This is a genomic window from Flavobacterium frigoris PS1, assembly GCF_000252125.1.
Classification (GTDB): domain Bacteria; phylum Bacteroidota; class Bacteroidia; order Flavobacteriales; family Flavobacteriaceae; genus Flavobacterium; species Flavobacterium frigoris_A.
This window is the reverse complement of the sequence record NZ_AHKF01000022.1, coordinates 18,605-31,932: the sequence shown is the minus strand read 5'-3', so window position 1 is coordinate 31,932 and position 13,328 is coordinate 18,605. Positions and strand designations below refer to the sequence as shown.

At 33.8% G+C, this 13,328-nt stretch carries 9 protein-coding genes; all 9 read right to left on the bottom strand.

From position 1 onward, the window contains the following. Nucleotides 1-63 precede the first annotated feature (63 nt). The 9 genes from hisD to HJ01_RS14025 all read right to left on the bottom strand — a co-directional run bounded on the left by hisD (nucleotide 64) and on the right by HJ01_RS14025 (nucleotide 13,321). Nucleotides 64-1,356: a histidinol dehydrogenase gene (gene hisD, locus HJ01_RS14065; protein WP_007139136.1), complete on the bottom strand. Its 1,293-nt coding sequence runs from the start codon at nucleotides 1,354-1,356 to the stop codon at nucleotides 64-66. Nucleotides 1,357-1,433: 77 nt separating this feature from the next. After that, nucleotides 1,434-2,291 (bottom strand): ATP phosphoribosyltransferase, encoded by an 858-nt coding sequence (gene hisG, locus HJ01_RS14060; protein WP_007139135.1) that lies wholly within the window; start codon nucleotides 2,289-2,291, stop codon nucleotides 1,434-1,436. Between the two features lie 290 nt (nucleotides 2,292-2,581). Next, the gene (locus HJ01_RS14055) at nucleotides 2,582-3,079 is read right to left on the bottom strand and encodes a DUF2231 domain-containing protein (protein WP_007139134.1); all 498 of its coding nucleotides are present in this window, start codon (nucleotides 3,077-3,079) and stop codon (nucleotides 2,582-2,584) included. A 64-nt stretch (nucleotides 3,080-3,143) separates the two neighbouring features. Next, nucleotides 3,144-4,262, bottom strand: a complete 1,119-nt coding sequence (locus HJ01_RS14050; RefSeq protein ID WP_007139133.1) for a VIT1/CCC1 transporter family protein — start codon at nucleotides 4,260-4,262, stop codon at nucleotides 3,144-3,146. Nucleotides 4,263-4,271: 9 nt separating this feature from the next. Next, nucleotides 4,272-5,390: an efflux RND transporter periplasmic adaptor subunit gene (locus HJ01_RS14045; RefSeq protein WP_007139132.1), complete on the bottom strand. Its 1,119-nt coding sequence runs from the start codon at nucleotides 5,388-5,390 to the stop codon at nucleotides 4,272-4,274. Nucleotides 5,391-5,401: 11 nt separating this feature from the next. Further along, a complete protein-coding gene (locus HJ01_RS14040) occupies nucleotides 5,402-9,736 on the bottom strand; it encodes a CusA/CzcA family heavy metal efflux RND transporter (protein WP_007139131.1) in 4,335 nt (1,444 codons plus the stop codon). Between the two features lie 57 nt (nucleotides 9,737-9,793). Continuing rightward, the gene (locus HJ01_RS14035) at nucleotides 9,794-11,188 is read right to left on the bottom strand and encodes a sensor histidine kinase (protein WP_007139130.1); all 1,395 of its coding nucleotides are present in this window, start codon (nucleotides 11,186-11,188) and stop codon (nucleotides 9,794-9,796) included. Between the two features lie 6 nt (nucleotides 11,189-11,194). Continuing rightward, a complete protein-coding gene (locus tag HJ01_RS14030; protein ID WP_007139129.1) occupies nucleotides 11,195-11,857 on the bottom strand; it encodes a response regulator transcription factor in 663 nt (220 codons plus the stop codon). 12 nt (nucleotides 11,858-11,869) lie between these two features. Next, a complete protein-coding gene (locus HJ01_RS14025) occupies nucleotides 11,870-13,321 on the bottom strand; it encodes a DUF3570 domain-containing protein (protein WP_007139128.1) in 1,452 nt (483 codons plus the stop codon). Nucleotides 13,322-13,328 lie beyond the last annotated feature (7 nt).

Here is a 13,328-nt window from a genome sequence, read left to right as displayed (position 1 = left end):
TTTAAATTTTGAATGATAAATTTTAAATGATAGTTATGATTTAAAATTTATTACTCCAATTTTTTAATTTTCAATCTTTAAATCCTTCAATCTCAGAGTCACTGCATTCTTATGTGCTTGCAATCCTTCAGCTTCTGCCATAACTTCAATCGCTTTGCCAATATTCTGAATTCCGATTTCAGATATTTTTTGAAAAGTCATTGATTTAGTGAAGCTATCTAGATTTACACCACTATAATTCTTTGCATAACCGTTTGTGGGTAATGTATGATTTGTCCCTGAAGCATAATCTCCAGCGCTCTCTGGCGTATAATTTCCAATAAAAACAGAACCTGCATTTTCGATTCCGTCAATATAAAAATCATCGTTGGCAGTACAAACAATAAAGTGCTCTGGTCCGTATTCATTGATTAATTCTAAAGCTATCGCATCGTTTTCTACATAAATCAACTTTGAATTAGCTATTGCTTTTTCGGCAATTTCTTTTCGAGGCAATTGCTCTAATTGAATCTGAATTTCCTCTTCAACGGCATCAATCAGTTTTTTAGAAGTCGATACCAAAATCACCTGACTATCCGTTCCGTGTTCTGCTTGCGACAATAGATCTGAAGCTACAAATGCGGGAACAGAAGTATCATCAGCTACAACAAGTAATTCAGAAGGACCAGCTGGCATATCGATAGCTACTCCAAATTGAGTGGCTAATTGCTTTGCAACCGTAACGAATTGATTTCCGGGTCCAAAAATTTTATATACTTTCGGAATAGTTTCTGTTCCAAAGGTCATTCCAGCAATCGCTTGTATTCCTCCTACTTTTAAAATGGTAGTAACGCCACACAAATTAGCGGCATAAAGAATAGCTGGATTTATATTTCCATTCTTGTCTGGAGGTGAACATAAAACAATCTCTTTGCACCCAGCAATATTTGCAGGAACTGCTAACATTAAAACTGTAGAAAATAGAGGCGCTGTTCCACCGGGAATGTACAATCCAATTTTTTGAATTGGTCTTTTTTCTTGCCAGCATCGCACTCCTTCTACTGTTTCTACTTCTACTTTAGCCGTCTTTTGAGCCGAATGGAATTTTTCGATATTGCTTTTAGCCAATTGAATTGCTTCTTTCAACTCAGCTGGCACAGCAGCAACAGCAGTTTCAATTTCATGCTTAGAAACTTCTAGATTTTCAAAATTGACACCATCAAAAATCGAAGTGTATTTTGCAACAGCTTCATTACCTTTTTTCTGAACTTCTTTAAAAATTTCTTTTACAGTAAGTTCGATATCGTCAACCGTTTTAGTTGGTCGCTCTAAAATGGCAGACCAGCTACTGGGTTTTGGTTCGTATATTTTATTCATTTAATTTGATTTAAAGATTCAAAAATTAAAAGATTGAAAAATAGTTCAATAGCTAATTTAAGATAAATAATTAGACGTTATAGCACCATTTTTTCAATAGGGCAAATCAAAATTCCTTCAGCACCTACATCTTTCAATTGGTCTATTACATCCCAAAAAGTATCTTTATCGATTACTGAGTGTACGCTGCTCCATCCTTCTTGTGCCAAAGGTAATACGGTTAAACTACGCAATACAGGAAGGATTTTCCCTACGGCATCAATTTTATCATTAGGCACGTTCATCAAAATGTATTTTGATTTACGAGCTCTTAATACTGATTCTATTCTGAATTTTAAAGTGTCAATCAGTTTTTGAACTTCAGGAGTTACTTTTGGAGAAACAGCTAAAACTGCTTCACTTTTGTAAATGATTTCAACTTCCTTTAAATTGTTTTTAAACAAAGTGCTTCCGCTTGATACGATATCAACAATAGCATCCGCAAGACCTATATTTGGAGCAATCTCAACTGAACCTGAAATTTGGTGAATATCAACATTTACTCCAAAAGAATTGAAATATTCAATAACTGTATTAGGATAAGAAGTCGCAATACGCAATCCATCTAAATCCTGAATCGAATTATACTCAAATGTTTTAGGAACAGCAACGGAAACTTTGCACTTAGAAAAACCTAGTTTTTGAACCACTTGAATTCCCTTCCCTTTTTCGACTAATAAATTATCTCCAACAATAGCGATATCAACCACACCATCAATCAAATATTGAGGAATATCTGAATTTCTTAGATATAAAACTTCCAGTGGAAAATTAGAAGCTTCGGCTTTTAATTGATCAATTCCGTTGTTGATAGAGATTCCGCAGTCTTTTAGAATTTGGATACTGTCTTCGTTTAAACGTCCTGATTTTTGAATTGCAATTTTTAATGTACTCATTTTTTTGTTTTTTAATTTATTATGATTTTGTTTGAGTACAAAGGATTTATAATAAAAAAACCCGTTTGATGTACTCAAACGGGTTTTTAAATATGATGATTTACATGCATACCACTAACACTTCGCTTGAGAGCAATAATGAAAATGATGATGATGTAATTGAATTGATAACATATTTTGTAATTTTAACCTTTTGTTTTCTGAAGCAAATATACTCGATAATTTGATTACAAACCAATTTTAAATTTAACTTAACATATGTTTATTGTTAAATAATTGATTTGCTATAATTACTCGTCTTTTTCTCTTGATTCCGAATTTTCAAGTGTGGGCGTAGAATTTGTGCTATTATCTCTAATTTCTGTATGACGAATTTCACCTCCAGAGGTACCTACTTTTACCACCATAAACAGACTAACAAATGCTAATCCAAGAATAAAAAAAGACACTAATTTTTCTTTTGAATTCTTTTTGAAATTTAAAAACAAAGCTACGAGAGAAGATCCTGCCAAAACGTAAAGCATTATAGCTAATTTTTCTGCATATTCTTCATGTTCGTGGATAATTTGTTTGCCTACAGAAGGCATGTCTTCTACCAATTCTTCAGCCCCTTCTCCTGTACTCATGCTAAACAGAGCGAAAACAGCTGCAACAATAAATAACACATAAGCTGTGTTTTTTACCGATTGATTCTTTAAAAACAAACCAGCTATCAAAATCCCGAGTCCTAAAATAGTTCCTATAATTGGAAAATGGTTTACAACCATATGTAAGTGAGCATCATTCATAATTTTTGATTTTTATTTAAATAAATTTAATCCTATCTGTTTTTAACCTTGGTCTTAACTTTTTTTATCCCGCTAATGAAACCCCAATTAGAGAACCAATTCCATAGGTTACTGCGGCAGCACCTAAACCGAAAAGCACTTGTCTAAAACCCGAAAACAAAACACTTTTTCCGGTAAGTAAAGTAATAGCAGCACCAATACCAAAAAGCCCGATTACGCTGCTTCCAATACTCAATAATATAGCATTTTTTCCGTCTAAAAACATAAATGGATAAAGCGGGATAATAGCGCCTATTGAAAAAAGTATAAAAGAAGCGATTGCCGCTTCCCAGGCCGACCCACCTAATTCTTCTTTATCAATTCCAAGTTCTTCTTTTATAATAGCGTCTATTGCCGTTTCTGGATTTTCGAATGCTTTGTCTGCCAATTTCTTAGCCTCTTCTATGCTCATTCCTTTTGCCTGATACAATAAAACCAGCTCTTTTTTCTCCTCTTCCGGGGAAGCTTCTAATTCTTCGGTCTCTAAATCAATTTGGCGTTGATTTAGCTCCCTTGAACTCTGTACTGATAGCCATTCCCCCAACGCCATCGAAATAGCACCAGCCATTAATCCTGCAATTCCAGTCAATAATATAGTGTTGTTTGAGACTGCAGCTCCTGCAACTCCCATTACTAAACTCATATTAGAAACTAATCCATCATTCGAACCTAAAACTGCGGCACGTAATGCGTTACCGCCAACAGATTTATGTCGGCTTTCAAATTTCGATAAAAACCCTCCTGAAACATTTAAAGCTGCATTATCATTAACCGCTTCAATTATTTTGAGATGATTGTGCTCAAATCCTGTTGGCTTTTCACCACTTTGTAATTTATTTTTTATGGCATTGACTGCAAATTCCTTTTCGATATTAGACAAACTACTAATTATGGATCCGTAACCGAATATCTTCCCTAACTTCAACTGAAGCTTTGCCCTTGACGATGGCGATGGCATTTTGCAATTAGGATCTACCGTTTTTACTTTCTCCAGCATGTGCTTGGCATGCCCATTTTCAATTTCACCTAAACTCTGCAATACACGGACCAAATTATCATCAGTCTGTATGGCAGCAATACTTTTATACAAAAAAGCAGTATCCACTTCTGTTTGTAACTGTCCTTTTAGTTTGTTTAAGTCCATATTTTTATATTAATTAACTAAGTCAAAAACACCTTTAACCAAAATTTTAGATGAAGAATTAATTTGATTCCCTGAAAGAATTTCAACAAATTGCTCTAACCGCTCACCAACTTTCACTGGCACTTTTTTAAAGGAGTAATTGTTATTTTTATCTTCTTTCAATAAAAGTACGAAGTTTTTATTGTTTTCGGTTATCAATGCTTCTGTAGGAATTGCCATTGCCTTTTTTGAATCAACGACAATCGCCGCTTCAACAAACATTCCTGTTATTAATTTTTGTTTCATGTTTTCGTCTAAATGACCGTGAACATTGATAGTTCTATCATTCCCTTCAATAGATTTACCCACCAAGTGTACCTTGGCATGAAATATTTCATCTGTAGCTTCTGGAACCTTAAAATTAATATCTTGATCCACTTTTATCTTTAAAATATCTTTTTCAAAAACATTCAACTCTAGGTGCAAGTGCTCAGTCTGAATAATTTCAAGCATAACATCTGACGGGGCTACATACATACCTACATTTGCATTCATGACTACAATATCACCTGATATTGGGGAGAAAATTGTAATAACTGATGTTAATTCACCTTGCTCTACATTAGCAGGATTAATATTCAGCATCTTTAGTTTGGCCTTAAGACTTTGATACATCGCCTTAGCTCGTCGATAGTCGCTCTCGGCTTTCAGGTAGTTTTTTTGAGACGTTATTTTTTCATCAAATAAGGTTTTCTGGCGCTCATATTCTGATTTCAGGTACTTGATTTGTTCGGCCACCTCAAGATACTCTTTCTGAATATCCAAAAACTCTGTGTTTTCTAAGGTCAACAATGGTTGCCCTTTAGTTACTTTATCCCCAACTAATAATTTTGTTGATTTGACATTACCTCCAACAAAAGTGGTTACTTTGGCTCTGTTTTGCGGCGGTACATCAATTTTACCTGAAGTCTTTACTGTTATTTCAAAATCATGTTCTGTAGGGCTGGCAATTTCCATTGCTGCTGATTTAAATTGATCGCTGGTAACTGTAATCAAATTATCAACTTCAATTGGAGCTTCTTCTGTTTTAGTTTCCTTGCAGGAAAATAAAACAATTGACAACACTAGTAAGTATATCGATTTATTCATTTTATATTTTTTTAGAAATTAAGGTATTGTGAATCCAGTTGGGTTTTATTGAATTGTAGAACATTGTCAAGATACTCTGCTTGAATGGCAGTGGCGTTTTCTAAGCTTTGGATGTATTGAAAAAAATCAATTTCTCCGTGTTTATAACTCAAATTTCCTACCTTAATGATTTCATCAGATAACTTTTTCCCGTATTGATTGTAGTAATTTATTGCTTCTTGATATTTGGCTAATTCGTTCTTTTTTTGGTTAACAAACTGCTCCCTTTTTTGTTCTTCATTCTGTTTTTGCTGTTCCCAACTCTGTAACTCGAGTTGTGCCACTTTTGATTTTGAAATATTTCCGGAGAATAAAAGTGGAACTCCGATTCCGATCTGAAAACCATTTAATGATTGTGACAAGCCTTTATTTGATCCCCTAAAATATTCCAAATGCAAATCAGGTAACCAATGTTGTTTTTCAAGTTTAATTTGGCTTTTATAATTATTCGTAACACTCTCTAAATATTTGTTATGAATACTTTTACTTAATTCTTCAGTTGAATTAAATAACGGGCTAATCGAATTGTTTTTTATGACTATTCTCTCATCCGTTTGAATTAAAGAATACAACAAATCATACTGAGCTTTTTTATCATTTTCAATTTGAGAAAGGCTGGTTTTTATTTGTCTAAATTTGGCTTGTGCCGTGATTTTTTCGAGATAATTGGTTTCACCTAATTCAAAACGTCTGTCGCTTGCTTTTGAAAAATTTTGATATAAACTATCCAAATAGAAATATAATTTTTCCTGGTTTTGTAAATACACAATGTGATAATATACTTTAGAAATTTCTAACGAAAGTTTGTTTTTTTGAATTTCAAAGCTGGCTTTTTCCTTTTCATATTCCGCTTCATTTACTCTTTTTTGTGCTCCGTACACCGTTGGAAAAGAAAAGCGTTGCTGCGCTCCAAAAATCTTTAAAGGTTCATTATTGGAAGCCAAATTATTTTGATCATAATTATAGTAAATATTCGTTTTTTCAAAGGTATAGGCACTTTTTATATTAGCCTGATATTTATCGACCTGCAATTGAAGAGCTTTTAAACCTTTATTATTATTGACACCCTTTACTATCAGACTATCTAATTCTGAATTTGAGTTTTGTGAAAAAGCAAATGAAGTACTCAATAGTAATAAAATTATATAAGTTGTGCTACGATGTTTTTTGAATTTGGGTTTTTTGAATTCTTTTCCATCAAAATATTTATAAAGAATTGGTAAAACAACCATCGTTAAAATAGTTGCGGTAAACAAGCCGCCTATTACAACAGTTGCCAGAGGTCGCTGCACCTCTGCACCTGCTGAAGATGAAATTGCCATAGGTAAAAATCCTAAAGCTGCTGCAGCTGCCGTCAATAGTACGGGACGTAATCTATCGGTCGTTCCTTTTAAAATAAGCTCATCAATATTCTTCATTCCCTGATGTTTTAATTCTTTAAAATGCTCAATCAATACTATTCCGTTTAGAACCGCAATACCAAACAAGGCTATAAATCCTACTCCTGCCGAAATACTGAATGGTAATCCTCTCATCCATAAAAATAATACTCCTCCAACGGCTGACAGTGGTATAGCTGAATAAACCATTAAGGCTTCTTTTATGGAGCCAAAGGCAAAATACAACAAGATAAAAATCAAAAATAAGGCTAGAGGCACCGCAATCATCAATCTGGCTTTTGCGCTTTGTAAATTCTCAAATTGCCCACCATATTGAACATAATATCCCGAAGGTAGCTTAATTTCGGTTTCAACAATCTTCTGAATATCCGTTACTACACTTTGTAAATCTCTGTTTCTCACATTTATTCCTACTACAATTCTTCGATTGGTATTGTCTCTAGATATTTTGGCAGGTCCTTCAGTGTATTCAATGTTTGCTAATTCTTGCAAAGGAATTTGTTCTCCTGACGGAGTAGAAACATAAAGATTTTTTAAGTCATTTATATCTGTACGATTGGTTTTATCCAAACGAATAACCATATCAAAACGTTTTTCACCTTCAAACACATTACCTACAGTTTTTCCTGCAAATCCAAGGGTTATCATATCGTTTAAATCAGAAACATTCAAACCATATCTTGCAATTTTAGAACGGTCATATTTAACCATCATTTGAGGCAAACCTTCTGTCTTTTCAACAATAATATCAGACGCTCCTTCCACTTTTGCAATCGCCTTTTTAATTTCTTGCGCTTTTCTAGCCAAAACATTTAGGTCTTCACCAAATACTTTTACGGCTACATCTGAACGCGTACCTGAAATTAATTCATTGAAACGCATTTCTATAGGTTGTGTAAACTCGATTTCCATATTTGGAATTTCCTTCTCGATAGATGCTTTTATTTTATCAGCTAATTCATCTTTGCTTGATGCAGAAACCCATTCCGATTTTGGTTTTAGCTTCACAATTACATCACTTTCTTCCATGCTCATTGGATCAGTAGGAACTTCGGCAGCACCTATCCTACTGACAACCTGCTCAACTTCTGGAAAATTTTTAAGAATAATTTGCTCTATTTTAGTAGTCGTAGCAATCGTTTTTGTCAATGTTGTACCCGTTTTTAGAACAGGCTGAATAACAAAGTCCCCTTCATCTAGTGTAGGAATAAACTCTCCACCCATACTAGTAAATAAACCTACTGCCATCAAGAGTAATCCTACAGCACCGTACATTACCTTTTTAGTATTACTTAAAGCCCAAGTGATAACAGGCAGATACCAAGAATTTAATTTGTTGATTAATTTACTTGACAAAGAATTTGGATTTTCTTCTTTTGGTTTCAAAAACAAAGAAGAAGCTACCGGAACATAGGTAAAGCAAAAAATCATTGCACCCACCAAGGCAAAACTAAAAGTCATTGCCATGGGTTTAAACATTTTTCCTTCAATCCCAGAAAGAGAAAGAATAGGAATAAAAACAATTAGAATAATCAATTGACCAAAAATAGCCGAATTCATCATTTTTGAAGCACTCTTATACGTTATCTGATCAATTTCTAGTTGACGGTCTTCCTTTGAAAGCGGACCTAATTGTGAGGCTTTACTGGCTATTTGGAATGCAATAAATTCCACTATAATAACAGCTCCGTCTATTATTATTCCAAAGTCAATAGCTCCTAAACTCATTAGATTTGCATCGATGCCAAAAATATTCATTAATGAGATTGCAAAAAGTAAACATAATGGAATCACCGACGCCACAACCAATCCGGAGCGCCAGTTGCCTAATAATAAAACCACTACGAAAATTACGATCAAGCAACCCAAAATAAGGTTCTCGGCTACTGTAAAAGTTGTTTTAGCAACTAGCTCACTACGTTCTAAAAACCCATTAATGTAGACACCTTCAGGTAGCGATTTTTGAATCAAGGCAATTCTGTCCTTTACATCATTAATAACTTGTTTAGAATTAGCGCCTTTAAGCATCATCACTTGACCAAGTACTTTTTCACCTTCTCCGTTACCCGTTATGGCACCAAAACGATTAGCGGTTCCAAAACGGACATCAGCGACATTTTTTACATAAATAGGCAATCCATTAGCGGTCGTAACGACAATGTTTTCAATGTCCTGAAGTGATTTAACTTTTCCTTCAGCGCGAATAAAATAACTTTGATTTACTTTTTCGATATAAGCACCACCAGCAATACTGTTATTTTTTTCAAGTGCAGTAAAAACATCTGTTGTAGATATATTCATTGCTTTTAAACGCGATGGGTTTATTGCAATTTCATATTGTTTTAAATATCCTCCCCAAGTATTAATCTCTACAACTCCATTTACTCCAGAAAGTTGGCGCTTAATTACCCAATCCTGTATCGTTCTTAAATCAGTAACTGAATACTGTTTTTTAAATTCAGGTTTTACTTCTAAAGTGTATTGATAAATCTCACCAAGTCCTGTAGTAATGGGACCCATCTCTGGAGTTCCAAATCCAGGAGGAATTTTCTCTGAAGCTGATTTAATTTTTTCAGCAATTAATTGTCTAGGTAGATAAGTCCCCAAATCGTCATCAAAAACGATCGTTACCACTGACAATCCAAATTTTGAAATGGAACGGATTTCCTGAACACCTGGCAGGTTGGCCATTTCAATTTCTACGGGATACGTGATGTATTGCTCGATGTCTTGGGTAGAAAGATTTCGTGAAGTTGTTATCACCTGGACCTGATTATTGGTCACATCTGGAACTGCACCAATTGATATTTGAAATACGGAATAGACTCCAAATCCAAAAATACCTAGGGTAAACAGTAAAACAATGAGTTTGTTTTTAAGACTAAAAGCAATTATTTTTTCGAGCATTTTAACTTTATTTTATTCTTCAAAAATACAGCGAAAACAAAAAAGTTGTCTTAAGAACTACTTAAGTTCTTCTTCATGGAAGCTTAAAATAACTGAAGTCCCGATACTCTTTTGGCTGGAAATATGAATTTCAATTGCAAGCAATGCACATAATTTTTTAACGATTGACAATCCTAGACCTGTGCCTTTTATTTCAGGATGTTCAGTAGAGTCAGATCTAAAGAAAGAATTAAAAATTTTATCAACATCTTTTGAATCAATCCCAATTCCAGAATCAACTATACTACATTCTATTGAATTGATACCTTTTGATATCGTTATAGCTAATTTAGTACTTTTATCCGAATATTTTAAAGCATTAGAAACCAAATTATTAATTATTATTGAGAATAGATAATAATCCGTTTTAACATAGAAATCTTCTGAGAATTCAGTAAGTATTTGTATGTCTTTAGCCTGAATTGCACTTGAGTATCTTGAAAGGGTATCCAGAATTGCCCCATTTAGGTATAGGCGCTCCATTTTCAAGCTTTGTTTTTGGTTTTCAAAGCGAGCCAATAATAATAGCTGGTCAACTAAGTGATTTAAGCGGTCAACTTCGGATACACAAAAGTTTATTTTCTCCTCATACTCAGCAGGGTTCCTAGGCTTTCTTACTAACACTTCTAGTGTTCCTTTAATTACTGTTAATGGTGTCCTTAGCTCATGTGAAGCATCTGATGTGAATTGTTTTTCCCTTTCTATTGTATTTTCTATTCGATTTAAAAGATTGTTTATGGTTTTTGATAAAGTATATAATTCATCTTTTTTTTGCGGTAACGGAATTCGTGATTTAAGATTGTCTTTAGTAATAATATTAGAAGTTTCAATTATCGCGCTAATTGGTTTTATACTTCGTCCTGCTATAAATCTAGCAATAAGGAAAAGTATAATTAAAATTAATGGGTAAGCTATAACTAGAATTTCTGAAAGATTTTCTAGGACAACTGACGCACCTTCTAGAGACATGGCAATCACTAAATACCCCACTTTTTTATTTGGTGAAATAATAGGAACTTGAATTTGGCGAATCTTACTTCCTAGTAGTTTGGTATCAAACAGGGCATTATCTTCTATTTGGGCGTTAAAAAGTAATGTTTGTTTTTTTAGATTAGGCGATTTTTCTAAAAGTTTCCCATCTTGATCTAAAAATTGGATGAAAACTGGGTTTACATCAACAGTATTATGCTCTCTTTCTTTCCATTCATCTTCGTGGGTCAGGTGAAAGGAATTGTCTGCAATGTCTATTTCTTTCAAATGATGTGCTACTTCAATAGAAATATCACTATTGATGTGACTATAGACACTTAATTGCACAATGAAATAAATCACGGAAAATACTACAAAAATCAATAAAGCTGTAGTAATGATATAATTAAAAGCGATTCTATTTTTAAATGAAAATTGTTGCATTATTGATTAGTCATTTGCGATATATCCCACTCCTCGCACTGTTTTTATATAGTCTTCTTCGATTCTCAAGTTTAGTTTTTTCCGAATAGCGTTAATAAACACATCGATAACACCGGTATCATATTCGAAATGAATATCCCAAACATCTTCGATAATTTGGTTTCTAGTACATACTTTTCCTTTATTTTTTACTAAATAGCAAAGCAATTCAAACTCCCTTTGTGTTAACGAAACTTCATTTTTATTAACTAAAACTGTGTGTCTTGCCAAATCGATCACTATAGCTCCAAGACTGAGAATCTCTACCTCTTTCTGAGCTCTAAAATGAATTTTTATGCGTTCTACCAATTCTTCAAAACTAAAAGGTTTTTTGATATAATCATTGGCACCAGCTTTTAAGCCTTCTATCGTTTCTTGAATAGTGTCTTTGGCAGTCAAAAAAATAATTGGAATATTGATATCTTTTATTCTGATGGCCTTGCATAAATCCAAACCACTCATTTTTGGCAGCATCCAATCTAGTAAAATAAGATCGAAATTATTCTTTTGAACTAATTCAAAACCTTTAAGTCCATCTAAAGCTGTAGTGACTTCATACCCTTCTTCTTCTAGACCTTGCCTTAGGAATTGTACTATACCCACTTCATCCTCTACTATTAAAATATGCATTTTTATATATATTTATTCGACCACAAATTTAAAGCCTAATGTTGCAATATTTGCTGATAATCCATCGCTCCTTTCGTAATGATTCAACCGTAAATCTATTGCTTTCAATCCTAAAACAAAAATTTTTGCTTGAGCAAATATATCCGTATAAGTTACGCCAGCTCCGTATTGATTACTGTCAAATTTTGATAGATCATAGTCAGAGGTATAATATTTTTCGGTCGATAGATGCTTTTCATAGGGTGCAAAATAATCAGATGCTGTTTGTGTATAATAGCGATAGATAGGATATGCCGTGAATTTTGCACTGATTTTTACAGGCAATTCTATAGATGCAGTATGGGCTTGAATTCCCCAGTTATCCTGATAATACCTATAATAAGTTCTGGCTACCACATATTCATTAATGTAAAAATTAAGCCTTGCTCCTATGGGCACTTTAAATCGACTACTTGGCAATCGTTCCTTATCATCAGCTAATTGATAAACTCCAATATTAGCAGCAGTTTCGTAAACAGGAATATATTGTGCCTGACCTATATAGTAGTTTTCCTTATCGGCAAAATACACCCTTTGGTATGGCGTTCCTAATAATCCTTCTTGCTTTAAAACATCCATAAAAAGAGACAGTTGAATCTTCTTTGTCAAGATTTGTGAAAACGAAATGGATGCTGAGTAGGAGTTTCTATTCGAACTTGTGTAAGCTGTAAATGCTGATGGTAAATATGCTGTTGATGCAGTTCCATTTTGATCTAAAATAGATACACCAGAGAAGAATCCATTATTTTGAAAATTGTTACCGTAAGTTCCAAATTCATGTAATTCTGTTGGGTAAATAGGTCTCCATTGATCCAGATACGCATTTACTTTCAAGCTTATCTCTGTGTTTTTCTCATTGAAAAGTTTAGTAAAACCGCCACCAAAGCCTATGGATGTGTAGTCATATTCATTAGAAAATGAAACATCAGCATTCCACATTGTATTCCTACTATCTGAACTATGACTGTAATTTGCGGAAACGGAAGCGAGTTGATCACTGGCCGAAGCTCCAGAAGACGCCAGCCATGGTGTACCGTAAGGACTAGTAGCTGCTGTAGCTTTTCCGTTGACCTTTTTATCATCATTTTCATATCCGCCACCGCCAGATGCCCCAGTAGCATTAAAAGGATTTATATTACTTGAAGATGCAGATGTATAAGTCGATATCCCAACATCAAAAGTCAAAACATCATCATCATTAAGTGGAACTGCTATAACAATATTTGACGCAATGTCAGTTAATTTTTCAGAACCAATACCACCGCTAACTGGTGAATGCGTCCCTTCTTGCTTATAGTAACTTAGTAAAAAGTCTACTTCAGTATTTTCTAAAACCCTTTTTGTAAAAGTTTTTGAATTATTATCCTCTTGCGAAAAAGCAGTTAAATTGATCATTAGAACTACTACAATTAATATTTTTTTCATCTTTCTA